Origin of the sequence: Massilia pinisoli, from assembly GCF_024753285.1 — a bacterium.
Taxonomy (GTDB): Bacteria; Pseudomonadota; Gammaproteobacteria; order Burkholderiales; family Burkholderiaceae_D; genus Telluria; species Telluria pinisoli.
The window spans coordinates 135420-158867 of record NZ_JANUGW010000003.1 but is presented as its reverse complement, the minus strand read 5'-3'; the positions used below and the strand labels follow the sequence as shown (position 1 = coordinate 158867).

Here is a 23448-nt window from a genome sequence, read left to right as displayed (position 1 = left end):
TGCTCAGCCCTTGTCGGCGACGTGGACGGCCTTGCCGTTGTCACTGCCCTTGTTCGGTTCCGACGCGAGGCGCACCTTGGCGCCGGGACGCACGTTCTGCTTGCCGTCCGTGATCACCTGCTCGGTGCCGGCGAGGCCGCTGACGGCCGCGTCCAGCCCTGCGCCATACACGCGCTGCACGGGCACGAGGCGGGCCGACCGGTCTTTCTCGAGCACGTACACGAACGTGCCCTGGGCATTCGTGATGATCGCGTTCTGCGGGATCACGACGGCATCCTTCAAGGTCTGCACGACGACCTTCGTGTTCACGTACTGGCCGGGCCACAAGGTGGTCTCGCGGTTGTCGAACTCGGCCTTCACCTTGATCGTGCCGGCTTGCGGGTCGACCGTGTTGTCGACGAAGCTGAGCTGGCCCTTCACGGGCGCCAGGTCGGCGCCGGGCAGCGCCTCGACGTCGACCTTGCCCCGCTTCTGCGCCGCGAGCAGCGCCGGCAAGCTGGATTCCGGCAACGTGAACGCGACGGTGATCGGGTCGAGCTGCGTGATCGTCGTCAGCGACGTCGCCGGCTGCACGAGGCTGCCCGGATAGACGCCGATGCCGCCCACGCGGCCGGACATCGGCGCGCGGATCGCCGTGTAGCTCGTCGCGACGCTGTTCGCGCGCGCGGCCGCGGCGTCGGCCTGCAAGGTGGCGCGGGCCTGGTCGACCTGCGCGCGCAAGGTGTCGACGGCGCTCTGGGCGATGAAGTGTTGCGCAAACAAGTCCTGGCTGCGCTTGAACTGGCGCTCGACGTCCGCGAGCGACGCGCGGTCGCGCTCGACCTGAGCCTGGGCCTTGTCGAGGTTGGCGCGGTCCGCGCGGTCGTCCAGCGAGAACATCAGCTCGCCCTGTTTGACGAACTGGCCTTCCTTGATGTGGACTTGCCGGATGGTGGCCGTCGTCTGCGGGTGCAGGTCGACGGTACGGATCGGCGTCACGGTGCCGTTGGCCTGCTGGACGACGGCCACGTCCTGGCGTTGCGGCGTCACGACGTTGACGACGGCCGGCGGCTGCGCGCCCTTGTCCTTGGCACCGGCCTCGCCGCCGTGCGATTCGGCCCCACGGTTCAACCACCACGTACCGGCGCCGACCACCACGGCGGCAGCGGCGATGATCCCGATCGTTTTGCTTTTCATTCCATTCCCTGTGCCGCTGTCGCGCGGTCGATCTCGTTATGTTTGATGCGATGAGTCAGGCGTTCAGCCTTCGCGGCGATTCTCCCACACGGGTGTATCTGGAATGTTTCTACCCGCGAGAATTTGCCGCGGCGTTGCACGCGGTGTCTCGATTACTTGCCCGGGTAATATTCCGGCAACATCAGGGTCGCCTCCAGCCCGCCTTCCGGGTGATTGACGAGGGCGATGCTGCCGCCGTGCTGCTCGGCGATGTTGCGGGCGATCGTCAGGCCCAGGCCCGTCCCGCCCGATTCGCGCGAGCGCGACGTTTCGACACGGTAGAACGGGTCGAACACGTGCGCGAGCTCGGCGCGGGGGATGCCGGGGCCGGCGTCGCGGATGCGGATGCGCGCGGCCCCGTTGATGCGGTCGACGTGGACCTTCGCGGCATGGCCGTACTTGACGGCGTTGTCGATCAGGTTGACGAGGCAGCGGCGCAGGTCGCTCGGCCGACCCAGCAGCGCCATGCCGGCGTGGCCGGACAAGGTCACGCGCTGGCTGCTCTCGGCCGCGTCCGCGACGACGGAATCGAGCAGCGAGTCGAGGTCGAGCATCTGCATGGCTTCGTTCGCGTCCATGCTGCGCGCCAGGTCGAGGCCTTCGCGCACCATCGCCTGCATCGCCGACAGGTCGCCGATCAGCCGTTCCTTCAATTCCTGCTCGCCGACTTTTTCCAGGCGCAGGCGCATGCGCGTGAGCGGCGTCTGCAGGTCGTGCGTGATGGCGGCCAGCATCTGCGTGCGCTGGAAGATGTACTGGCGGATGCGCGCCTGCATCGCGTTGAACGCGGCGCTGGCCTGGCGGATCTCGTCGGCACCGGTGAGGTCGAGCGCCGGGTGGTTGATGTCGTTGCCGAGATCCTTCGCGGCCTGCGCCAGCTGCTTCAGCGGCCGCGTCGTCATGCGCGCCACGAGGTAGGCGAGGAAGGCGACGCTGACGAGGGTCAACGAGATCGTCCACCTGTAGTCGGTGCGCTGCGGCGACGTGGCCGAACGCGGCGGCAGCACGGACAGCACGAGCTCGTCGCCGTCGCGCAGGCGCACGCTGATGCTCTCGCACGTGCCGCGCCACTTCATGCGCAGCAGGCCGAACACGACGGGCTGCTCGCGCGCCGTCGCGCACGCGGCCGGGCGCGCGGCCAGCGAGCGCATCACGTAGCCCTTGCCCATGCGCGCGGCCAGCGCCCGGGCGAATTCGGAATTGGTCGGCGCCATCCCGGCCGGGACGGTGTCGACGTCGACGAGCTGCATGCCGGGCCGGTTCGCGACGTCCAGGTAGGCCTTGCGCGCCGATTCCGGCACGATCTCCGTGGCCATGATCAGTTGTTCCGCGCGGTCGAGGTTGTGCAGGTCGCGGAACTCGTCGATGACGTGCGCGCGCTCGGTATCGGCCAGCAGCTGCGTCAGCGCGGCCGTGATCAGGATGCCGAGCAGCAGGGTGGCGAACACGCGGCCCGTCATCGAGCCGAGGAAAGCTCTCACGCGCTCGGCTCCACCGTGACCTGGCCGGCCAGCACGTAGCCGCCGTTGCGGACGGTCTTGATGATCTGCGGCATGCGCGCATCTTCGCCGAGCTTCTGGCGCAGGCGACTGATCTGGATGTCGATCGAGCGGTCGAACGGATCGGCGTCGCGGCCCTGCGTGAGGTTCAGCAGCTGGTCGCGGTTCAGCACGCGGTTCGGGTGTTCGAGGAAGACGCGCAGCAGGCGGAACTCGGCGCCCGACAGCATGATGATCACGCCCTGCGGGTTGACGAGGTGGCGCGCCGTGAGGTCGAGCGTCCAGCCGGAGAATTTCATCTGCTGCACGTTCTCGGCCTGCGACGTCGGCGGCATCGCGTGGCTGCGGCGCAGCACGCTGCGGATGCGCGCCAGCAGTTCGCGCGGCTCGAACGGCTTCGGCAGGTAGTCGTCGGCGCCCATTTCCAGGCCGAGGATGCGGTCCAGCGGCTCGCTGCGGGCCGTCAGCATGATGACGGGCATCGTCGAATGCGCGCGCAGCTTGCGGCACAGGGTGAGGCCGTCGTCGCCCGGCAGGTTCAGGTCGAGCACGATCAGGTCCGGACGAGATTCGTCGAGGATTTTCCACATGGCGGTGCCGTCGGCCGCGGCCAGCGCGCGGTAGCCGTTCGCTTCCAGGTAATCGGCCAGCAGCGAGCGGATATCGCGGTCGTCGTCGACGATCAGGATGGTAGATGGATTGTCCATGTCGTCATTATCGCGACTTGCCGCGCCCCTGAACAGCGACTTTGTATCGGCGTGTATATGGATCTTCCACGGAAACAAATTGATACAAAGAACGAGGCAGCGGAAACGCTGCGCTTACAACTCCAGCCCATGATGAACGGCATGCGAAGACGACGTGATAGCCGCCGATCGGAGCAAGATGACAACGTGTGGCCGTTCGCCACGTTCAACCCTGACTAGGATACGAGATGAAAACCTACCGCAAACACCTCCTCGCCGCACTGTCCGCGCTGACCCTCGGCGCCACGGCACTGGGCGCTCACGCCCAGACGACGGACCAGAGCGCACCGCAGGCCCGCCACGGCATGCAGCACGAGAAACTGACGCCGGAACAGCGTGAGCAATTCCGGGCACAGCGCATCGCGAAGCTCCACGACGAGCTGAAGATCACGCCCGCGCAGGAAAGCGCCTGGACCGCCTTCGTCAACGCGATGCAGCCGCCGGCGCACGCGCAGCACGACCGCGCCGCCTGGACCCACCTGACGGCGCCGGAACGCATGGCGAAGATGATCGAGATGCAGAAGCAGCGCACGGCCGCCCTCGAGCAGCGCCAGGGTGCCCTCAACACGTTCTATTCCACGTTGAGCGCGGACCAGAAGAAGACGTTTGACGAGAAGGCATCGCATTTCGGCCACGGCCGCTTTGGGCACGGCCACCGCGGCAATACCGCGCAGGGCTGATGCGTAGGGTGGACGGCTTGCCGTCCACGCGTTCAACTGCCGCGAGCTCTGCCGCAATGCGCGCCCGGATTGGACGCGTGGACGGGAGACCCGTCCACCCTACATCAGCTTACTTAACGACTGCAGGAATTTCCTCGCGTCCTGGTAGCCGATCACGCGGCTGTCCGCGATTTCCTTGCCCTGCTTGTCGAACAGGATGATGCCCGGCGGCCCGAACAGGCCGAACCGCTTGAGCATCGCCCGGTCGTCCGCATCGTTGGCCGTCACGTCGACCTGCAGCAGCACCGTGTTCGCCAGGCGCGCCTTGACGGCCGGATCGACGAACGTCAGCTTTTCCATCTCCTTGCACGACACGCACCAGTCCGCGTAAAAATCGAGCATCGCAGTGCGGCTCCCGGTCGCGGCCAGCGCAGCGTCGAGCTGGGCCATCGTCTTGATGCGCGTGAACGCGAGGGACTGCGCCGGCGCGCCGCCCGTGAAGCGGGCCAGCGGCGCGAGCGGATCGCGCGCGCCGCTCGCCGCGCCCACCAGCTGGATCGCGCCGAGCACGACGGCCGCCGCACCGATGGCGGGGCCGGCCCGATGGCCACGCTGGCCGAGGCCGCGCAGCAGATAAACGCCATAGCCCAGCAGCAGCGCGGCCCACAGCAGCATCTGCACGAGCCCCGGCAGCACGGGCGCGGCCATCCACAAGGCCATCGCCAGCATCAGCACGCCGAAGAACCGTTTCACGGACTCCATCCACATGCCGGCGCGCGGCAGCAGCGAACCGGCAGACACGCCCACCAGCAGCAGCGGAATGCTCATGCCGATCGCCATCGCGAACAGCGCGGCGCCGCCGATGACGACGTCGCGCGTCTGGCTGATGTACACGAGCGCTCCGGCGAGCGGCGCCGCCACGCACGGGCCGACGATCAGCGCGGAGATCGCACCCATCACGAACACGCCGGCCAGCTTGCCGGACGCCTGGCGCCCGGATGCGGTGGCAAGACGCGTCTGCAGCGCGGCGGGAACCTGCAGCTGGAACACGCCGAACATCGACAGCGACATCGCCGCGATCAGCAGCGCGAACGCGGACAGTACCCACGGGTTCTGCAGCGCGGCCGCGAGTCCTTCGCCGACGAGGCCGGCGGCCACGCCCAACGCCGTGTAGACGATCGCCATGCCCATCGAATACGCGAGCGACAGCACGAAGCCGCGCGTGCGGTGCACGTCCTTGCCCTCGCCGACGATGATCGACGACAGGATCGGCACCATCGGCAATACGCACGGCGTGAACGCGAGGCCCAGGCCCAGCAGGATGAACGCGGGGATGATCGCCAGCAGGCGGCCGCCTTGCAGCAGGGAGGCGATGCCGGACAGCTCGGACCGCTGGGTCGCCGCTGCGACGGAAGTTGTTGCGGCCGGCGATCCGGCGGCCGGCGATCCGGCGGCCGGCGCTCCGGCGGCCGGCGCTGCGACCGACGGTGCTGCGGCCGGCACCGGCACCGGCTGCGCGGCCGGCATATCGACTTGCGGCGCCGGCTGGGCAGCCTGCCCCGGGAATGCGAAGCCGCCGCCCTGCCCCGGCGCAATGCTGATCTGCGGTCCTGCGGCGCCGCCTGCCGCCGCGCCCGGCGCGAGCCGGATCGACGCGTCCTGGGGCGGATAGCACAAGCCCTTGTCGGCGCAGCCCTGGCCGGAGGCGTTCAGCGTGAAGGGTCCGGTCGCGTCGACGGGGATGCGGATCTCGACGCCGTTGTGATAAGTCTCGACGTTTTTCTGGAACGTGTCGTCGTACTTGACCTTCCCGGCCGGCAGCACGGGCTCGCCCAGCTTCGCGCCGGCGGCGCTGAAGTGGAAGCGCTCGCGGTACATGTAATAACCGTCGGCGATCGCGTAGTTGACGACGACCGTGTGCGCATCCGCCATGTGCGCGGAAAACTTGAACGCCTGTTCCGGGGGCAGGAAGTCCTCGTCGGCACGGGCCGCGGGGGCGATGGCGAGGCAGGCCAGGAGCAGCGCGGCCAGCAGGCGCACGATCGTCAGGAAGGGGAATCGGGGCATGGATCGAGAGATTGGTTCAACGCATCATGATGGTACACCGGGTCCGGCTCTGCTGCACGGCATGACCTTGCCACCGTTGGGCCGCGCAGACGAAAAAAAACCAGGCGCGTGGCCTGGTTTTCATGAACACAACACGCGATTACTCTGCGGTCGGTGCTTCGTCAGCCGACGAGACTTCCGGACGGTCGACCAGTTCGACGAACGCCATCGGTGCGTTGTCGCCAACGCGGAAGCCCATCTTCAGGATGCGGATGTAGCCGCCCGGACGCGCGTTGTAGCGCGGGCCGATTTCGGCGAACAGCTTCTGCACGATTTCGCGGTCGCGCAGGCGGGCGAATGCCAGACGCTTGTTGGCCAGCGTGTCGCTCTTGCCCAGGGTGATGAGCGGCTCGACGACTTTGCGCAGTTCCTTGGCTTTCGGAACGGTGGTCTTGATCGCTTCGTGACGCAGCAGCGAGACGGTCATGTTGCGCAGCATGGCGAGACGGTGGGACGAAGTGCGGTTCAGCTTGCGAAGGCCGTGACGGTGACGCATGGTATTTCCTTTCGATGTTTTACATCCAGTTCTTCGATCGTTCACGCACACGCGTGACCGCGGACCGGTTCAAGGTTAAAAACTGCCCGAGCAACATTGCCCGGGCAGGTGATGCAATTACTTCTCCAGACCTGCGGGCGGCCAGTTTTCCAGCTTCATGCCCAGGGTCAGACCACGGGAAGCCAGGACTTCCTTGATCTCGTTCAGCGACTTGCGGCCCAGGTTCGGCGTCTTCAGCAGCTCGTTTTCCGAACGCTGGATCAGGTCGCCGATGTAGTAGATGTTCTCGGCCTTCAGGCAGTTTGCCGAACGGACGGTCAGTTCCAGGTCGTCCACCGGACGCAGCAGGATCGGATCGACCAGCGGTGCGCGCGACGGGGCTTCCGCAGCGGCTTCCGTGCCTTCCAGGGCGGCGAACACGTTCAGCTGGTCGACGAGGACGCGGGCCGACTGGCGGATCGCTTCTTCCGGCGTGATGACGCCGTTGGTCTCGATGTTGATGATCAGCTTGTCCAGGTCGGTACGCTGTTCGACACGGGCCGATTCCACGGCGTACGACACGCGACGGACCGGCGAGAACGATGCGTCCAGGATGATGCGGCCGATGGTCTTGTTCGTGTCTTCCGACAGGCGGCGCACGTTACCCGGCACATAGCCGCGGCCTTTTTCGACCTTGATCTGCATGTCCAGCTTGCCGCCGGCCGTCAGGTGGGCGATCACGTGGTCCGGATTGATCAGTTCCACGTCATGCGGCAGGTCGATGTCGGATGCCAGGACCGGGCCTTCGCCTTCCTTCTTCAGGGTCAGCGTCACGGAGTCACGGTTGTGCACTTTGAACACGACGCCCTTCAGGTTCAGCAGCAGGTCGACGACGTCTTCCTGCACACCGTCCAGCGACGAGTACTCGTGCACGACGCCGGCGATCGTCACTTCGGTCGGCGCGTAGCCGATCATCGACGACAGCAGCACGCGGCGCAGCGCGTTGCCCAGCGTGTGGCCATAACCACGTTCGAACGGCTCCATCACGACTTTCGCGTGGCCGGCGCCGAGGGTTTCGACGTCGATGATACGTGGCTTCAACAAACTATTTTGCATGGAATGTCCTTTTCAATACCCTCGGCTCGTTACACCGATAAGGCTGATGGCATCAGTAGTGGAAACGCCTGCTTCTGGGAGCAGGCGGCAAAGCGAATCCGGTAATGCGGATAAAAGCGCCCGAGGGCGCTTTTATCGATTAACGCGAGTACAGTTCGACGATCAGTGCTTCGTTGACGTCGGCAGCGATCTCGTTACGCTCCGGGTAAGCGCGGAAGGTTGCTTCCATTTTCTTGGCGTCGACCGACACCCAGCTCGGGAAACCAACCTGCTCGGCCAGCGACAGCGCTTCGACGATACGGGTCTGCTTCTTGGCCTTTTCGCGGACAGCGACGACGTCGCCGGTCTTGACCTGGTACGAAGCGATGTTCACGACGTTGCCGTTCACGGTCAGCGCCTTGTGGCTGACCAGCTGACGCGCTTCGGCGCGGGTCGAGCCGAAGCCCATGCGGTAGACGACGTTGTCCAGGCGCGATTCCAGCAGCTTCAGCAGGGTCTCACCGGTGTTGCCCTTGCGGCGCGACGCTTCGGCGAAGTAGCGGCGGAACTGACGCTCCAGCACGCCGTAGATACGCTTGACCTTCTGCTTTTCACGCAGCTGGTTGCCGTAGTCCGACGTACGCTGGCCCGACTTGACGCCGTGCTGGCCAGGTTTGACGTCCAGTTTGCACTTGGAGTCGAGCGAGCGGCGTGCGCTCTTCAGGAACAGGTCGGTGCCTTCACGGCGCGACAGTTTTGCTTTAGGTCCGATATAACGTGCCACGTTAAACTTCCTTTGTTTGAATGATCACGCCCCGGATGCAGCCAGGCTGCAACAGGCGCTAGTCCAGTTCTTCGATGAGACCGGACGTGGCTTACAAAAACCTCATGGCCGGACGGCCCGAGGCGACAATAGCCGGGCAGTATAACCCATTTCTGGGTTAACTGCACCGGCGATTCTTGACACACCACGGCGTGGCGTATCGGCACTGCGACAGGCGGCGAACCGCCCGATGCAGATTAGATACGACGACGCTTCGGCGGACGGCAGCCGTTGTGCGGCACCGGCGTCACGTCCTGGATCTCGGTGATCTTGATACCCAGGTTGTTCAGCGCGCGCACAGCCGACTCGCGGCCCGGGCCCGGGCCCTTGATGCGCACTTCCAGGTTCTTCACGCCGTATTCCTGAGCAACCTTGCCAGCTGCTTCGGCTGCGACCTGCGCCGCGAACGGGGTCGATTTACGCGAACCCTTGAAGCCTGCGCCGCCGGACGTCGCCCACGACAGGGCATTGCCCTGGCGATCGGTGATCGTGATGATGGTGTTGTTGAACGATGCGTGGACGTGTGCGATGCCTTCCGCGACGTTCTTCTTGACTTTCTTGCGGATGCGGGCTGCAGCCGCCGAGCTTTGTTGCTTAGCCATGGTCAGTTCCTAGATTATTTCTTGAGCGATTGAGCTGCCTTGCGCGGGCCCTTGCGGGTACGTGCATTCGTACGGGTGCGCTGGCCGCGGACCGGCAGGCCCTTGCGGTGACGCATACCACGGTAGCAGCCCAGGTCCATCAGACGCTTGATGCTCATGGACAGCTCACGGCGCAGGTCGCCCTCGACGACGAACTTGCCGACTGCATCACGCAGCTTTTCCAGTTCGTTGTCGTCCAGGTCCTTGACCTTCTTGTTCGTCGCGACGCCGGTCGATTCGCAGATCTGCTTCGAGCGGGTACGGCCGATGCCATAGATTGCCGTCAGGCCGATGACGGTGTGCTGATGATTGGGGACGTTGACCCCTGCAATACGTGCCATTCGTTATTCCTCGAAATTAACCTTGACGCTGCTTGTGACGCGGCTCGACGCAGATCACACGGACCACGCCCTTGCGCTTGATGATCTTGCAGTTGCGGCAGATCCGCTTGACTGAAGCGTTAACTTTCATTTTTGCACTCTCTTCCAGATTCGATAACTTGATTAGTTTTTACTTGGTGCGGAACACGATGCGGGCCCGGGACAAGTCGTAAGGGGTCAGTTCCACCGTTACCTTGTCACCCGGAAGAATGCGGATGTAATTCATTCGCATTTTACCCGAGATATGTCCAAGCACCACGTGCCCGTTTTCCAGCTTCACGCGAAAGGTCGCGTTCGGGAGATTCTCCAGAATCTCCCCTTGCATTTGGATGACGTCGTCTTTTGCCATTCGGTCTCTTCACTCCTGGGGACGCCAGCCGCTTAACGCGACGGGATACCGCCCTTGAAATTAGCCTTGCGCAGCAGTGATTCATATTGCTGCGACATGACGTAGTTCTGCACCTGCGCCATGAAATCCATCGTGACGACCACGATGATCAGGAGCGAGGTTCCGCCGAAGTAGAAAGGCACTTTCCACTGGCTCTGGAAGAACTCCGGCACCAGGCATACCAGCGTGATATAGACCGCACCGGCCAGGGTCAGGCGCATCAGGATCTTGTCGATGTAGCGTGCAGTCTGCTCGCCCGGACGGATGCCCGGAACAAACGCGCCGCTCTTCTTCAAGTTGTCCGCCGTTTCCTTGCTGTTGAATACCAGCGCCGTGTAGAAGAAGCAGAAGAACACGATGGCCACCGCATACAGCAACGCGTGGATCGGTTCGCCTGGGCTCAGCGAGGCAGCCAAGTCTTTCAGGAACCCGACGAACGGGTTCGTGACGTCCTTGCCACGCGTGTACCAGTCGATGATCGTGGCCGGGAACATGATGATCGACGAAGCGAAGATTGGCGGGATCACACCAGCCATATTCAGCTTCAGCGGCAGGTGGCTCGTCTGGCCACCATAGATCTTGTTACCGACCTGGCGTTTCGCGTAATTCACCAGGATCTTGCGCTGACCGCGTTCGACGAACACGACAGCGTAAGTCACCAGGGCTACCAGAATCACGATGATGATCGCGGAGAAGCTGCCGATCGAACCGTTCGACACGAGGGTGAACAGACTACCCAGTGCGTTCGGCAGACCAGCTGCGATACCGGCAAAAATGATGATCGAGATACCGTTGCCAAGACCACGCTCCGTGATCTGCTCGCCCAGCCACATGAGGAACATGGTGCCGGTCAGCAGGGTCACGACGGTCACGAGGCGGAAGCCCATGCCCGGGTCGAGCACGAGGCCAGGCTGCGCCTCGAGCGCGACGGCGATGCCGAACGCCTGGAACAGAGCCAGCACGACCGTGAAGTAACGGGTGTACTGGGTGATCTTGCGGCGGCCGGACTCGCCCTCTTTCTTCAGTGCCTCCATCTGCGGCGAGACGATCGACACCAGCTGCATGATGATCGAAGCCGAAATGTAAGGCGTGATGCCAAGAGCGAACACGGCAAAGCGGGACAAGGCGCCGCCCGAGAACATGTTGAACATGCCCAGGATGCCACCCTCGTTCTGCTTGAACAGCTGGGCCATGGCGATCGGGTCAATCCCGGGGACCGGGATGTGAGCACCGATACGGTACACGACCAACGCGCCAAGCAAGAACCACAACCGGCCCCAGGGGAAGCCGGAAGCAGCACTTTTACCAAGTTGTGAATTAGTCGCCAATTTTTGCTCCGATCAGGCAGCGGTCGCGTTTAGGCGACCGAACCGCCAGCTGCTTCGATCGCTGCCTTCGCGCCAGCGGTCGCCTTGATGCCTTTCAGGTTCACCGCTTTGGTGATTTCGCCCGACAGGATCACGCGCACGTCACGAGCGACGACCGGCAGCACGCCGGCTTGCTTGAGCACCAGGACATCGACATCGGCGACGGCCAGGTTGTTCAGGTCCGACAGACGCACTTCAGCCTTGAACGTAGCGTTCAGCGACTTGAAGCCGCGCTTCGGCAGACGGCGCTGCAGAGGCATCTGACCGCCTTCGAAGCCGACTTTGTGGAAGCCGCCCGAACGCGATTTCTGACCCTTGTGGCCGCGGCCGGCGGTCTTGCCCAGGCCCGAGCCGATACCGCGACCGACGCGGCGCTTGGCGTGTTTCGCGCCTTCAGCGGGTTGGATGGTATTGAGTTGCATTATTTTCTCCGTTGACCAAGCCGAAGCTTAGTCGACAATTTTCACGAGGTAGTTGACCTTGTTGATCATGCCGCGGATCGCCGGGGTGTCCTGCAGCTCGGAAACCGAGTTGACACGACGCAGACCCAGACCGCGCACGGTGGCGCGGTGATCCTGGCGGGTACCGATCAGGCCTTTGACCAGCTTGACTTTGATGGTGTTTGCCATAGTTGTTCCCCTTAACCCAGGATCTCTTCCACCGACTTGCCGCGCTTGGCAGCGATGTCGGCCGGAGTGCTCATTTTTGCCAGACCGTCGAGGGTCGCGCGAACCAGGTTGTACGGGTTCGACGAACCGGTCGACTTGGCGACGACGTCGGTCACGCCCATGACTTCGAAGATTGCGCGCATTGCGCCGCCTGCGATCACGCCGGTACCCGGCTTGGCCGGCGACATCATCACGTACGACGCGCCGTGGCGGCCGGTGACGCTGTGCTGCAGCGTGCCGTTCTTGAGGGGCACCTTGATCAGGTTGCGGCGGGCTTCTTCCATCGCTTTCTGCACGCCGACCGGAACTTCCTTCGACTTGCCTTTGCCCATGCCGATGCGGCCATCGCCGTCACCGACAACGGTCAGCGCTGCAAAACCCATGATACGACCACCCTTCACCACCTTGGTGACGCGGTTGATCGCGATCATCTTCTCGCGCATGCCATCATCCGGCTTGTCGCTTGCCATTTTCGCTTGCATTTTTGCCATGACGATTCTTCCTTAGAACTTCAGACCAGCTTCGCGCGCGGCTTCTGCCAGCGCCTTCACACGGCCGTGGTAACGGAAACCCGAACGGTCGAATGCGACTTCGGTGATCCCTGCTTTCAGTGCTTTTTCTGCGACGCGCTTGCCAACCAGGGCAGCGGCGGCGACGTTGCCGCCCACGCCGGTCTTGCCAGCCAGTTCGGCGCGCACTTCTGCTTCCAGCGTCGAAGCCGAAACCAGGACCTTCGCATCCGGGCTGATCAGGTTCGCATAGATGTGCAGGTTGGTGCGATGCACCGACAGGCGGTTCACGCCCAGCTGCGCGATCTTGATGCGGGTTTGGCGTCCGCGACGCAGACGCGATTCTTTCTTGTCCATCGTCAGCTCCGATTATTTCTTCTTGGTTTCTTTAAGCTTCACCACTTCGTCCGCATAACGGACACCCTTGCCTTTGTACGGCTCAGGCGAGCGGTAAGCACGCACTTCTGCGGCAACCTGGCCGACCTTTTGACGGTCGATACCCTTGATCAGGATCTCGGTCGGGGTCGGGGTTGCTGCGGTGACGCCTTCCGGCATCGCGTGCAGCACAGGGTGCGAGAAGCCCAGCGACAGGTTCAGGGCGTTGCCTTGGACGGCAGCCTTGTAACCCACGCCGACCAGGGTCAGGCGCTTTTCGAAACCTTTGGTGACACCGGTCACCATGTTGTTCACCAGTGCACGCAGGGTGCCCGACATGGCGTTCGATTCGCGGGAATCGTCGATCACGTCGAACGACAGCGTGCCGTTGTTGTTTTCTACTTTGACCAGGCCGTTCAGCGGCTGGGTCAGGGTGCCCAGCGGGCCCTTGACGGTGATCGACGACGCGTTGATCGCGACATCGGTACCGGCCGGGACGGCGATTGGCATCTTAGCTACTCGAGACATCGTCTACTCCTTAAGCCACGTAGCAAATCACTTCGCCACCGACACCGGTAGCGCGTGCTTTGCGGTCGGTCATCACACCCTTCGGGGTCGAGACGATCGCCACGCCCAGGCCGTTCATGACCTGAGGGATCTCGTCTTTGCCCTTGTAGATGCGCAGGCCAGGACGGGAGACGCGCTCGATGCGCTCGATAACCGGACGGCCGACGTAGTACTTCAAACCGATTTTCAGTTCAGCCTTGCCACCTTCGGTGGACACGGCGTAATCTTCAATGTAACCCTCGTCCTTCAGGACGTTGGCAATCGCAACCTTCAGCTTCGACGACGGCATTTCGACGGTGGTCTTCTGCACGCCTTGCGCGTTGCGAATACGGGTCAGCATATCGGCGATAGGATCGCTCATACTCATTGCTTATTCTCCTATTACCAGCTAGCTTTGGTCATACCCGGGATTTCGCCTTTCATGGCGAATTCGCGGAGTTTGGTACGGGCCAGACCGAATTTACGGAAAGTGCCACGCGGACGGCCGGTGATGGCGCAGCGGTTACGCTGGCGCGACGGGGCCGAGTTACGCGGCAGTGCCTGCAGTTTCAGGCGTGCTTCGTAACGCTCTTCTTCGGTCTTCGACTGGTCGTCGATGATTGCTTTCAGAGCGGCACGCTTTGCGGCGAATTTCTCCACCAGGTCTGCACGCTTCTGTTCGCGGTTAATCAGTGCAAGTTTTGCCATGTTCTTAGTTCCGGAACGGGAATTTGAATGCGGCGAGCAGCGCTTTGGCTTCTTCGTCGGTCTTAGCGGTCGTGGTGATCGAGATGTTCATGCCACGCAGCGCATCGATCTTGTCGTAATCGATTTCCGGGAAGATGATCTGCTCTTTGACGCCGATGTTGTAGTTGCCGCGACCGTCGAACGATTTGCCGCTGACGCCACGGAAGTCACGCACGCGCGGCAGAGCCACGGTGATGAAGCGATCCAGGAATTCGTACATGCGGGCGCCGCGCAGGGTCACCATCGTGCCGATCGGGTAGCCTTCGCGGATCTTGAAACCTGCGATTGCCTTGCGAGCTTTCGTCACGACCGGCTTCTGACCGGCGATCTTCGTCAGGTCGCCAGTTGCGTGCTCGATGATCTTCTTGTCCGCGACGGCTTCCGACAGACCCATGTTCAGGGTGATCTTGGTCAGGCGCGGCACTTCCATCACCGACTTGTAACCGAATTTATCGGTCAGTTCGGCAACGACTTTGTCTTTGTACAGTTGTTGGAGACGGGCCATTTCTAATTACCCTTTCACTACTTCGCCGTTCGACTTGAAGACGCGGACTTTTTTACCATCCACATCTTTGAAGCCAACGCGATCAGCCTTGCCGGTCGCTGCATTGAACAGCGCGACGTTCGACACGTGAATCGGCATGGTCTTGTCGACGATACCACCAGTTACGCCGGTCATCGGGTTCGGCTTGACGGCCTTCTTGGCCACGTTAACGCCTTCAACGATGACGTGCTCAGCATCTACTCGCTGCTGAACGACACCGCGCTTGCCCTTGTCTTTACCGGCCAGAACGATGACTTCGTCGTTTTTACGAATCTTATCCATTGCGACTCCCTTACAGAACTTCAGGTGCCAGGGACACGATCTTCATGAACTTTTCGGTACGCAGTTCGCGCGTCACCGGTCCAAAGATGCGGGTACCGATCGGCTCCAGCTTGCTGTTCAGCAGGACGGCGGCGTTGCCGTCGAACTTCACCAGGGAGCCGTCTTGGCGGCGCACACCTTTAGCGGTACGCACGACCACGGCGTTGTAGATTTCACCTTTCTTGACGCGGCCGCGCGGAGCAGCTTGCTTCACGGTGACCTTGATCACGTCGCCAATGCTGGCGTAACGGCGTTTGGAGCCGCCCAATACCTTGATGCACAGAACTTCTTTTGCACCGGTATTGTCGGCTACTTCGAGCCGGCTTTCGGTTTGAATCATGATATTTTCTTTCCCAACTTAAGCCGAAGAAACCCCACGGAAAACCGTAGGCCTGCGGTCAGTCTTGGTCCCGCCGGCCGCACTCATTGCAAGCGCGTACGTTTGGGTGATTGGACTTTCCAATGTTCGTTGCAGGCCGCAGTTACCGAAGGACAAACTGCGGCAACACATGAACGAAGCCCGCTAGTATTCCACATACCAGCGGGCCACGCAAGACAAATTTTAGAGACGTTGTGACAACGCCTCTTCAGGCATTACAGAACCTGGGCGACCTGCACAACCTTGGTCAGGGTCCAAGCCTTCGTCTTCGAGATCGGGCGACCTTCCATGATCTCGACCGTGTCGCCGGTCTTGGCCTGGTTGGTCTCGTCGTGCGCGTGATACTTGTTCGAGCGCACGATGATCTTGCCGTACAGCGGGTGCTTGACGTGACGCTCAACCAGCACGGTCACCGTCTTGTCCATTTTGTCGGACACGACCTTGCCGACCAGCGTACGCTTCAGCGCCGTTTTAGTGGTGTCGTTCATTTGGCTTCCTTCTGGGTCATCACAGTCTTGACACGCGCGATATCGCGGCGCACCTTCTTGAGCTGGGCAGTGTTCGTCAGTTGCTGCGTAGCGATTTGCATGCGCAGGCCGAACTGTGCCTTCAGCAGCTCATTCAGCTCTTGTTGCAGAGCTGCCTGGTCCTTGCCGCGGAGTTCCGTTGCTTTCATTCTTAACTCCTGTTATTGGCCGACTTGACGCACGACAAACGTCGTCGCCAGCGGCAGTTTGGCGGCAGCCAGACGGAAGGCTTCGCGCGCCAGTTCTTCAGCGACGCCGTCCATTTCGTACAGGACCTTGCCCGGCTGGATCTCGGCCACGTAGTACTCCGGATTACCTTTACCGTTACCCATACGGACTTCAGCCGGCTTGTTCGAGATCGGCTTGTCCGGGAAGATACGGATCCAGATACGGCCGCCACGCTTGATGTGACGGGTCATGGCACGACGTGCAGCTTCGATCTGACGTGCGGTGATACGGCCGCGGGCAACCGCCTTCAGGCCGAACTCACCGAACGAGACCGCGGTGCCGCGGGTGTGCGAAATGCCGGTGTTACGGCCTTTCTGCTCTTTACGATACTTTCTGCGGGATGGCTGCAGCATGCTTATTCTCCTGCTTTCTCAGCGGCCGGCTTGGCAGCACGGCGGCCTGCGGGTGCGGTACCTGGCTTGGCGCCCGGGCGGCCACGGCCAGCCGGTTTGCCGTCGTCACGACGCGGACCGCGCGGCTTTTTCTCGTCGGCCGGCACGTCGATCACCGGTGCTTCGCCGGTCGGCGAACGGTCGCCTTTGTAAACCCAGACTTTCACGCCGATGATGCCGTACGTGGTCGAGGCTTCGCTGGTGCCGTAGTCGATGTCGGCGCGCAGGGTGTGCAGGGGCACACGGCCTTCGCGGTACCATTCGGTACGTGCGATCTCGATGCCGTTCAGGCGGCCCGACGACATGATCTTGATGCCGACGGCGCCCAGACGCATCGCGTTCTGCATCGCGCGCTTCATGGCGCGACGGAACATGATACGTTTTTCGAGCTGCTGGGCGATCGAGTCGGCGATCAGCTGCGAGTCGATTTCCGGCTTGCGGATTTCTTCGATATTGACGTGCACGGGCACGCCCATGATCTTCGTCAGCGACGACTTCAGGACTTCGATGTCTTCGCCCTTCTTGCCGATGACGACGCCCGGACGCGACGAGTAGATCGTGAAGCGCGCGTTCTTGGCCGGACGCTCGATGACGATGCGGCCGACGGAGGCGTTCTTCAGTTTCTTCTTCAGGAAAGCGCGAGCTTCCAGGTCTTCCTTCAGCATGTCGGCAAAGTTGCCGTTGCCAGCGTACCAGCGCGATGCCCAGTTACGGGTGACCGCCAGGCGGAAGCCGGTTGGGTGGATTTTCTGACCCATCGTGTGACTCCTTAGTTACCGACAGTCACGAAGATGTGACAGGATTGTTTCGAAATGCGATCGCCGCGGCCTTTGGCACGTGCCGTAAAGCGCTTCAGGATCGGGCCCTTTTCGACATAGATCTGAACGACCTTCAGTTCGTCGATGTCGGCACCATCGTTGTGCTCGGCGTTCGCGATTGCGGACTCCAGCACTTTCTTGATGATGGTCGCGCCTTTTTTCGGGCTGAACTGCAGGATGTTCAGCGCGGCGTCGACTTTCTTGCCGCGGATCAGATCGGCGACGAGGCGGCCTTTCTGTTCCGACAGGCGGACGCCTTTGAGGATAGCTTTAGTTTCCATTATTTCTTCGCCTTCTTGTCAGCGGCGTGGCCCTTGAACGTGCGGGTCAGGGCGAATTCGCCCAGCTTGTGACCCACCATGTTCTCGGACACGTACACCGGCACGTGCACTTTACCGTTGTGGACGGCGATCGTCAGACCGATGAAGTCCGGGGTGATCGTCGAGCGGCGCGACCAGGTTTTGACCGGCTTTTTGTCTTTGTTCGCTTGCGCGGTTTCGACTTTTTTCACCAGGTGGGCGTCAATGAACGGCCCTTTTTTCAATGAACGAGTCATGTCTTATCCTTATTTCTTGCCGCGGCGCGAGACGATCATCGACGACGTGCGCTTGTTCGAACGCGTCTTCTTACCCTTCGTCTGCTGGCCCCATGGGGACACCGGGTGACGACCGGCAGCCGTACGACCTTCGCCACCACCGTGCGGGTGGTCGATCGGGTTCATGACGACACCGCGAACGGTCGGGCGGACACCGCGCCAACGCATTGCACCGGCTTTACCGATCTTGCGCAGGTTGTGCTCGCCGTTGCCGACTTCGCCAACCGTGGCGCGGCACTCGATGTGCACGCGGCGCACTTCACCCGAACGCAGGCGAACCTGAGCGTAGGTACCTTCGCGAGCCATCAGCACGACGCCGGCGCCTGCGGTACGGGCCATCTGAGCACCCTTACCCGGCAGCATTTCGACGCAGTGCATGGTGGTGCCGACCGGGATGTTACGGATCGGCAGGCAGTTACCCGACTTGATCGGCGCTTCCGAGCCGTTCATGACGGTGTCGCCCACAGCCATGCCTTTGGTGGCGATGATGTACGCGCGGTGACCGTCGGCGTAGCACACCAGAGCGATGTGCGCCGTGCGGTTCGGGTCGTACTCGATGCGCTCGACCTTGGCCGGGATACCGTCCTTGTTGCGCTTGAAGTCGACCACGCGGTAGTGGTGCTTGTGACCACCGCCGATGTGGCGGGTGGTGATGTGACCGTTGTTGTTACGGCCGGCGGTCTTCGATTTTTTCTCAACCAGGGCTGCGAACGGACGACCCTTGTACAGGTCGGCGTTCACAACCTTCACCATGCCGCGGCGGCCTGGGGAGGTTGGCTTCATCTTAACGAGTGCCATTATTTAGCCTCCTCGACAAAATTGATTTCCTGCCCCGGCTTCAGGGCCACGAAAGCGCGCTTGGTGTGGTTGCGACGACCGGTGAAACGGCCCGAACGCTTCTGCTTGCCTTCGCGGTTCACGGTCTGCACCGATTCCACTTCGACTTTGAACAGCAGCTCGACGGCGGCTTTGATTTCCGGCTTGGTCGCGTCCGGCAGGACCTTGAACACGATCTGTTCGTTCTTTTCCGCGACGAAGGTCGCCTTTTCGGAAATGACCGGAGCCAGCAGCACCTTCATCAGGCGCTCTTCGCTGAATTTGATTGCGGCGCTCATGCGTACATCTCCTCGATCTTGGCCAGAGCAGCTTTGGTGACCAGGACTTTCTTGTAGAACACCAGCGACATCGGGTCGGCGTGCTTCGGCTCGACAACCAGCACGTTCGGCAGGTTGCGCGATGCCAGCAGCAGGTTTTCATCGATGGTGTCGGTGATCACCAGGACCGAGTCCAGACCCATGCCCTGCAGCTTTTGCGACAGCAGCTTGGTCTTCGGTGCTTCGACGGTCAGGTTCTCGATGACGTTCAGGCGGTCTTCGCGGGCCAGCTGCGAGAAGATCGAGCAGATACCTGCGCGATGCATCTTCTTGTTGACCTTGTGCGAGAAGTTCTCGTCCGGCGAGTTCGGGAAGATACGACCACCACCGCGCCACAGCGGCGACGACGACATACCGGCACGAGCACGGCCCGTACCTTTTTGACGCCAAGGCTTCTTGGTCGTGTGGGAGACTTCTTCACGATCCTTCTGCTTGCGGTTGCCGCTGCGCGCGTTGGCGGCGTAGGCGACCACGATCTGGTGGATCAGGGCTTCGTTGTAGTCACGGCCGAACACGGTGTCGGCGGCGTTGACTGCGGCGCCAGCTTGGCCTTGCTCATTCAGGAGCTTCAGTTCCATCTCTTACGCTCCTTTCTTGGCTTTGACTTTGACTGCCGGCTTGACGATCACTTGACCGTTCTTGGCGCCAGGAACGGCACCTTTAACCAGCAGCAGTTGACGCTCGGCGTCGATACGGGCGATTTCCAGGTTCTGGGTGGTGACAGTGACATCACCCATGTGACCGGTCATGCGCTTACCCGGGAACACGCGGCCCGGATCCTGTGCCATACCGATGGAACCCGGCACGTTGTGCGAACGCGAGTTACCGTGGGTCTGACGACCGGAAGCGAAGTTGTGACGCTTGATGGTACCGGCGTAGCCCTTACCGATCGAGGTGCCTTGCACGTCGATTTTCTGGCCCACTTCGAACATCGAGACATTGACTGCGTCGCCAGCTTTGAAACCAGCGGCTTGAGCGGCTTCGACGCGGAATTCCTTCAGCATCGTGCCAGCTTCGACGCCAGCTTTGGCGTAGTGACCGGCTGCAGCCTTGTTCACGCGGGAAGCGCGACGTTGACCGAAGACGACCTGAACTGCGGCATAGCCATCAGTTTCAGGGTTTTTGATTTGCGCAACACGGTTGTTCGACACGTCCAGCACGGTAACGGGAATCGAATCGCCGTCGTCCGTGAAGATGCGCATCATGCCAACCTTGCGACCGAGAAGGCCCAGGCTCATTTTTTCTCCATTCCCACCTGCGATTGGGCGGGGGTAGTTGACTTTCGGAAGTTGTGAAACTTCCTCTTAAACGCGTGGGCCGAAAAAAGATAGGCCCACACCGAAGCCGGCTAGTATAGCGCGCGCTACGGATGGACGCAACAAGAGAATGCGAAGGCTGACGCGATCTGTTGCGTTTTACGCTAGAGTCGTGGAGATCAGAGAATCCGTTCGAGCTGAACGGCACAGAAAAGACACCTTGGCATCTTTTCTCTACAGGCTCGAGGCCTGCGCTATGGAGGAATTCTGGTGGGCGGTGCAGGATTCGAACCTGCGACCCCTTGGATGTCGACCAAGTATTCTAACCAGCTGAACTAACCGCCCGGGGAGCCGCATTATACGAGCATGTTTTAGCAAAGCGCAATACCCGTCCGAAAAAACTTGTGCGCTGCACCGCGCCTTTACAATGAGGCCCGGCAAGACAACGAAAGGATGATCGGATGAACCTGGTGTTCTTCAACAACACGACCTTGGCCTGGCTGACGGCCCTCGGCGTTGCGGCCGGGGTCGCGCTGGCGCTGTACATCGCCAAGCGGGCGGGCGTACACCACATGCGCAAGCTGGCCGAGCGCACCGAGACCCGCCTCGACGACATCGCCGTCGAAGCCCTCGACGGCACGCGCCTGCTGGCCATCGTCATCATGGGCCTGTTCGTGGGCAGCAAGTTCCTCGCGCTGCCGCCGGAAGTCGACGTGTTCGCCACGCGCGTCGCCATCGTCACGGGCCTGATCCAGGCCGCGCTGTGGGGCCATCGGGCGCTGCGTGCGTGGCTGACGGATTATTACCAGAACCGCGCCGGCGATCCGGCCCGCGCCACGTCGGCCGCCGCGGTCGGTTTCATCGCGCAGACGATCCTGTGGACCGTGCTGCTGCTGATGGTGCTCGACAACCTCGGCGTGAACATCACGACCCTCGTCGCATCGCTGGGCATCGGCGGTATCGCGGTGGCGCTGGCCGTCCAGAACATCCTCGGTGACCTGTTCGCGTCGCTGTCGATCGTGCTCGACAAGCCGTTCGTCATCGGCGACTTCATCATCGTCGACAAATACCTGGGCACCGTGGAATACGTTGGTTTGAAAACGACCCGGCTGCGCAGCCTGGGCGGCGAGCAGCTCGTGTTCTCGAACGCCGACCTGCTGAAGAGCCGCCTGCAGAACATGACGCGCATGAACCGGCGCCGCGCCGCGTTCACGGTGACGGTCACCTACGACACGCCGACGGCGAAGCTGCGGCAGATCCCGGCCATGCTGACGGAGATCGTCAAGGCGCAGGAACCCGTCACCTTCGACCGCGCCCACTTCGGCGGGATGGCCGCGTCGTCGCTGAACTTCGACGTCGTGTACTGGGTGGAGACGCCGGATTACAACCGCTACATGGATATCCAGCAGGAGATCTACCTGCAGATCATGGACCGGTTCGCGGCGCTGGGCATCGAGTTCGCGTTCCCGACGCAGACCCTCTACATGCGCGATACGCGCGAGGTGGAAGCGGGGCCGCCGGCAAGCACCATGTAGGGTGGACGGGTCTCCCGTCCACGCGTTCACGCGCCGGTTGAACGCGTGGACGGCAAGCCGTCCACCCTACCGTGCGGATGAACGTGATGAATTACAGCGGGGGCGCCGTCGACGCCCGCACGACCAGCGTGCTGGCCAGCGCCGTACTGCGCAGCGGCGCATGCACGCCGCGGATACGGTCGATCAGCAGGTCGATGGCGAGCCGCGCCATATCGCGCTTGGGCGGCGCCACCGTCGTCAGCGGCGGCAGCGCGTACGGGGCGCCCGCGATGTCGTCATAGCCGACGACGGACAGCTGCGCCGGCACGCGCACGCCCGCCGCGCCGGCCGCGCACAAACCACCCAGTGCCATCAGGTCGCTTGTGACGAACACGGCAGTCGGCCGCCGCAGCCGCGCCAGCAGGCGCGTAAAGGCCGCGTGGCCGCCGGCGCTCGTGAATTCCTCGTGTACGACATGATCTGGCGGCAGCGCCAGGCCGGCCTCCGCCATCGCGCGCAGGAAGCCGCCGACGCGCTCGCGCGTGCGCGGGAGATCGGCGGGGCCGGAGACGCAGGCGATGTCGCGGTGCCCCAGTTCGATCAGGTGGCGCGTGGCTTCGTAGCCGCCCTCCTCCTGCCCGGCCAGCACGAGGTCGGCATCGAGCCCCGGCAAGCCGCGCTCCAGCTGGACGATGGGCACGGCTTCGTGGCGCGGCAGCAGGTCCTGCTCGTCGTCGGCGCCGCTGGCGACGAGCACGAGCCCGTCGATGCGCTTTTCCATCAGCAGGCGCAAGTAGGCTGCCTGCTTCTGCGCGCCGCCATGCGCATTGCACAGGATGATGTTGTAGCCGAGCTCGAACGCCGCATCCTCGATCCAGCTGATCAGTTCGGCAAAATAGGGATTGGAGGAGTTCGGCACGAGGACGCCGATGGTGTGGGTCTTGTCGTTCTTGAGGCTGCGGGCGACCGCGCTGGGGATGTAGTGCATCTCGTCGATGATGCCCAGCACCCGCTGGCGCACGTCGTCGCTGACGACGCGCGTCTTGTTGATCACGTGCGACACCGTGGAGATCGACACCCCGGCGCGCTCCGCTACCTGCTTCATGGTCGCCATCGCGTTTCCTCCTGAGGCGCGATTATCACCGATGTGTTTCAGTAATCACAACATTTCCTTGGGCCTGTTGCACGAACCCACCCATCCAACATCAGGTCGGCATCCGGCTTATCAAGGTTCGCGCGCCTTGGCAGATCTGCGTGCGTCGTTCATTTGATATTTCCACGCAAAACCGTTGTGAAAAATTGTATACAGCGCACCCGACGACACCCGTATTCTCCTCTGTGGCGTGGCTGGGATGGACACCTCTAGATGCACAGAAACTGTATACAAATTCGTTGACAGTACCGCCGTGCGTGGGCATCATGATTTGAATACAAGCCGCCACAGAGCGGCCCCGAGCTGAGTGGAGACGTCAGCGCGTTCC

General features: G+C 62.3%; 35 protein-coding genes and 1 tRNA gene. 2 read left to right on the top strand and 34 right to left on the bottom strand.

All coding sequences use genetic code 11. The features are described 5' to 3' along the window. Nucleotides 1–3: 3 nt before the first annotated feature. The 3 genes from NX784_RS04975 to NX784_RS04965 all read right to left on the bottom strand — a co-directional run bounded on the left by NX784_RS04975 (nt 4) and on the right by NX784_RS04965 (nt 3421). Nucleotides 4–1176, bottom strand: coding sequence for an efflux RND transporter periplasmic adaptor subunit (locus NX784_RS04975; RefSeq protein ID WP_258815560.1), 1173 nt, complete (start codon nt 1174–1176; stop codon nt 4–6). Nucleotides 1177–1328: 152 nt separating this feature from the next. Further along, a complete protein-coding gene (locus tag NX784_RS04970; protein WP_258815559.1) occupies nt 1329–2696 on the bottom strand; it encodes an ATP-binding protein in 1368 nt (455 codons plus the stop codon). After that, nucleotides 2693–3421 (bottom strand): response regulator, encoded by a 729-nt coding sequence (locus NX784_RS04965; protein ID WP_091663854.1) that lies wholly within the window; start codon nt 3419–3421, stop codon nt 2693–2695. Before NX784_RS04965 ends, NX784_RS04970 begins: the two co-directional genes overlap by 4 nt. 227 nt (nt 3422–3648) lie before the next feature. Between NX784_RS04965 and NX784_RS04960 the strand changes: the two genes are divergently transcribed. Continuing rightward, nucleotides 3649–4140, top strand: a complete 492-nt coding sequence (locus NX784_RS04960; RefSeq protein ID WP_258815558.1) for a Spy/CpxP family protein refolding chaperone — start codon at nt 3649–3651, stop codon at nt 4138–4140. Between the two features lie 99 nt (nt 4141–4239). Here NX784_RS04960 and dsbD read toward each other — a convergent pair whose 3' ends face one another. The 30 genes from dsbD to NX784_RS04810 all read right to left on the bottom strand — a co-directional run bounded on the left by dsbD (nt 4240) and on the right by NX784_RS04810 (nt 20798). Then, nucleotides 4240–6186, bottom strand: a complete 1947-nt coding sequence (dsbD, locus tag NX784_RS04955) for a protein-disulfide reductase DsbD (RefSeq protein ID WP_258815557.1) — start codon at nt 6184–6186, stop codon at nt 4240–4242. Between the two features lie 139 nt (nt 6187–6325). Continuing rightward, the gene (gene rplQ / locus NX784_RS04950; RefSeq protein ID WP_258815556.1) at nt 6326–6721 is read right to left on the bottom strand and encodes a 50S ribosomal protein L17; all 396 of its coding nucleotides are present in this window, start codon (nt 6719–6721) and stop codon (nt 6326–6328) included. A 117-nt stretch (nt 6722–6838) separates the two neighbouring features. Next, nucleotides 6839–7816, bottom strand: a complete 978-nt coding sequence (locus tag NX784_RS04945; protein ID WP_056449152.1) for a DNA-directed RNA polymerase subunit alpha — start codon at nt 7814–7816, stop codon at nt 6839–6841. Nucleotides 7817–7955: 139 nt separating this feature from the next. Continuing rightward, complete coding sequence (gene rpsD / locus NX784_RS04940; protein ID WP_166857994.1) at nt 7956–8579, bottom strand: 30S ribosomal protein S4; 624 nt, start codon at nt 8577–8579, stop codon at nt 7956–7958. A 236-nt stretch (nt 8580–8815) separates the two neighbouring features. Then, the gene (rpsK, locus tag NX784_RS04935) at nt 8816–9220 is read right to left on the bottom strand and encodes a 30S ribosomal protein S11 (protein ID WP_036172227.1); all 405 of its coding nucleotides are present in this window, start codon (nt 9218–9220) and stop codon (nt 8816–8818) included. A 14-nt stretch (nt 9221–9234) separates the two neighbouring features. Then, on the bottom strand, nt 9235–9600 hold the full coding sequence (gene rpsM, locus NX784_RS04930) for a 30S ribosomal protein S13 (protein ID WP_036240369.1): 366 nt from the start codon (nt 9598–9600) through the stop codon (nt 9235–9237). A gap of 16 nt (nt 9601–9616) precedes the next feature. Then, the gene (rpmJ, locus tag NX784_RS04925; RefSeq protein WP_005663407.1) at nt 9617–9730 is read right to left on the bottom strand and encodes a 50S ribosomal protein L36; all 114 of its coding nucleotides are present in this window, start codon (nt 9728–9730) and stop codon (nt 9617–9619) included. 39 nt (nt 9731–9769) lie between these two features. Beyond that, on the bottom strand, nt 9770–9988 hold the full coding sequence (gene infA / locus NX784_RS04920; RefSeq protein ID WP_005663428.1) for a translation initiation factor IF-1: 219 nt from the start codon (nt 9986–9988) through the stop codon (nt 9770–9772). 32 nt (nt 9989–10020) lie between these two features. Next, nucleotides 10021–11355 (bottom strand): preprotein translocase subunit SecY, encoded by a 1335-nt coding sequence (gene secY / locus NX784_RS04915; protein ID WP_258815555.1) that lies wholly within the window; start codon nt 11353–11355, stop codon nt 10021–10023. Nucleotides 11356–11384: 29 nt separating this feature from the next. Further along, on the bottom strand, nt 11385–11816 hold the full coding sequence (gene rplO, locus NX784_RS04910; protein ID WP_036240364.1) for a 50S ribosomal protein L15: 432 nt from the start codon (nt 11814–11816) through the stop codon (nt 11385–11387). A gap of 27 nt (nt 11817–11843) precedes the next feature. Beyond that, a complete protein-coding gene (gene rpmD, locus NX784_RS04905; RefSeq protein WP_036240361.1) occupies nt 11844–12023 on the bottom strand; it encodes a 50S ribosomal protein L30 in 180 nt (59 codons plus the stop codon). An 11-nt stretch (nt 12024–12034) separates the two neighbouring features. Next, on the bottom strand, nt 12035–12553 hold the full coding sequence (gene rpsE, locus NX784_RS04900; protein WP_036240359.1) for a 30S ribosomal protein S5: 519 nt from the start codon (nt 12551–12553) through the stop codon (nt 12035–12037). A gap of 12 nt (nt 12554–12565) precedes the next feature. Continuing rightward, a complete protein-coding gene (gene rplR, locus NX784_RS04895; protein ID WP_166857990.1) occupies nt 12566–12928 on the bottom strand; it encodes a 50S ribosomal protein L18 in 363 nt (120 codons plus the stop codon). Nucleotides 12929–12940: 12 nt separating this feature from the next. Beyond that, on the bottom strand, nt 12941–13474 hold the full coding sequence (rplF, locus tag NX784_RS04890) for a 50S ribosomal protein L6 (RefSeq protein WP_036240354.1): 534 nt from the start codon (nt 13472–13474) through the stop codon (nt 12941–12943). A 10-nt stretch (nt 13475–13484) separates the two neighbouring features. Further along, nucleotides 13485–13880 carry a 30S ribosomal protein S8 gene (gene rpsH, locus NX784_RS04885; protein ID WP_036240352.1) on the bottom strand — a complete coding sequence of 132 codons (396 nt, stop codon included), beginning with the start codon at nt 13878–13880 and terminating at the stop codon, nt 13485–13487. 14 nt (nt 13881–13894) lie between these two features. After that, nucleotides 13895–14200: a 30S ribosomal protein S14 gene (gene rpsN / locus NX784_RS04880; protein WP_075794239.1), complete on the bottom strand. Its 306-nt coding sequence runs from the start codon at nt 14198–14200 to the stop codon at nt 13895–13897. A gap of 4 nt (nt 14201–14204) precedes the next feature. Further along, nucleotides 14205–14744, bottom strand: a complete 540-nt coding sequence (gene rplE, locus NX784_RS04875; protein ID WP_258815554.1) for a 50S ribosomal protein L5 — start codon at nt 14742–14744, stop codon at nt 14205–14207. Nucleotides 14745–14750: 6 nt separating this feature from the next. Continuing rightward, nucleotides 14751–15065: a 50S ribosomal protein L24 gene (gene rplX / locus NX784_RS04870; RefSeq protein WP_166857987.1), complete on the bottom strand. Its 315-nt coding sequence runs from the start codon at nt 15063–15065 to the stop codon at nt 14751–14753. Nucleotides 15066–15075: 10 nt separating this feature from the next. After that, a complete protein-coding gene (rplN, locus tag NX784_RS04865; protein ID WP_056126494.1) occupies nt 15076–15444 on the bottom strand; it encodes a 50S ribosomal protein L14 in 369 nt (122 codons plus the stop codon). Between the two features lie 254 nt (nt 15445–15698). Next, the gene (rpsQ, locus tag NX784_RS04860; protein ID WP_075794237.1) at nt 15699–15971 is read right to left on the bottom strand and encodes a 30S ribosomal protein S17; all 273 of its coding nucleotides are present in this window, start codon (nt 15969–15971) and stop codon (nt 15699–15701) included. Further along, a complete protein-coding gene (gene rpmC / locus NX784_RS04855; RefSeq protein ID WP_056449176.1) occupies nt 15968–16159 on the bottom strand; it encodes a 50S ribosomal protein L29 in 192 nt (63 codons plus the stop codon). Before rpmC ends, rpsQ begins: the two co-directional genes overlap by 4 nt. A 12-nt stretch (nt 16160–16171) precedes the next feature. Further along, nucleotides 16172–16591, bottom strand: coding sequence for a 50S ribosomal protein L16 (gene rplP / locus NX784_RS04850; protein ID WP_005663456.1), 420 nt, complete (start codon nt 16589–16591; stop codon nt 16172–16174). A 2-nt stretch (nt 16592–16593) separates the two neighbouring features. Beyond that, complete coding sequence (gene rpsC / locus NX784_RS04845) at nt 16594–17388, bottom strand: 30S ribosomal protein S3 (RefSeq protein ID WP_036240339.1); 795 nt, start codon at nt 17386–17388, stop codon at nt 16594–16596. An 11-nt stretch (nt 17389–17399) separates the two neighbouring features. Further along, nucleotides 17400–17732 (bottom strand): 50S ribosomal protein L22, encoded by a 333-nt coding sequence (rplV, locus tag NX784_RS04840; RefSeq protein WP_179966292.1) that lies wholly within the window; start codon nt 17730–17732, stop codon nt 17400–17402. Continuing rightward, the gene (gene rpsS / locus NX784_RS04835; protein ID WP_056449183.1) at nt 17729–18004 is read right to left on the bottom strand and encodes a 30S ribosomal protein S19; all 276 of its coding nucleotides are present in this window, start codon (nt 18002–18004) and stop codon (nt 17729–17731) included. The genes rplV and rpsS overlap by 4 nt, the downstream gene beginning before the upstream one ends. A 9-nt stretch (nt 18005–18013) precedes the next feature. After that, nucleotides 18014–18841 (bottom strand): 50S ribosomal protein L2, encoded by an 828-nt coding sequence (rplB, locus tag NX784_RS04830; protein WP_258815553.1) that lies wholly within the window; start codon nt 18839–18841, stop codon nt 18014–18016. Continuing rightward, complete coding sequence (gene rplW, locus NX784_RS04825) at nt 18841–19158, bottom strand: 50S ribosomal protein L23 (protein WP_036240333.1); 318 nt, start codon at nt 19156–19158, stop codon at nt 18841–18843. Before rplW ends, rplB begins: the two co-directional genes overlap by 1 nt. Beyond that, nucleotides 19155–19775, bottom strand: a complete 621-nt coding sequence (gene rplD, locus NX784_RS04820) for a 50S ribosomal protein L4 (protein WP_166857981.1) — start codon at nt 19773–19775, stop codon at nt 19155–19157. Before rplD ends, rplW begins: the two co-directional genes overlap by 4 nt. Nucleotides 19776–19778: 3 nt before the next feature. Next, a complete protein-coding gene (rplC, locus tag NX784_RS04815) occupies nt 19779–20435 on the bottom strand; it encodes a 50S ribosomal protein L3 (RefSeq protein ID WP_056449188.1) in 657 nt (218 codons plus the stop codon). 286 nt (nt 20436–20721) lie between these two features. After that, nucleotides 20722–20798: transfer RNA gene (locus NX784_RS04810), tRNA-Val, on the bottom strand. 116 nt (nt 20799–20914) lie between these two features. On the opposite strand from NX784_RS04810, the gene NX784_RS04805 reads away from it, so the two are divergent. Then, nucleotides 20915–21988, top strand: coding sequence for a mechanosensitive ion channel family protein (locus NX784_RS04805; RefSeq protein ID WP_258815552.1), 1074 nt, complete (start codon nt 20915–20917; stop codon nt 21986–21988). Nucleotides 21989–22079: 91 nt separating this feature from the next. Here NX784_RS04805 and NX784_RS04800 read toward each other — a convergent pair whose 3' ends face one another. Next, nucleotides 22080–23081, bottom strand: a complete 1002-nt coding sequence (locus NX784_RS04800; protein ID WP_258815551.1) for a LacI family DNA-binding transcriptional regulator — start codon at nt 23079–23081, stop codon at nt 22080–22082. Between the last annotated feature and the right edge of the window lie 367 nt (nt 23082–23448).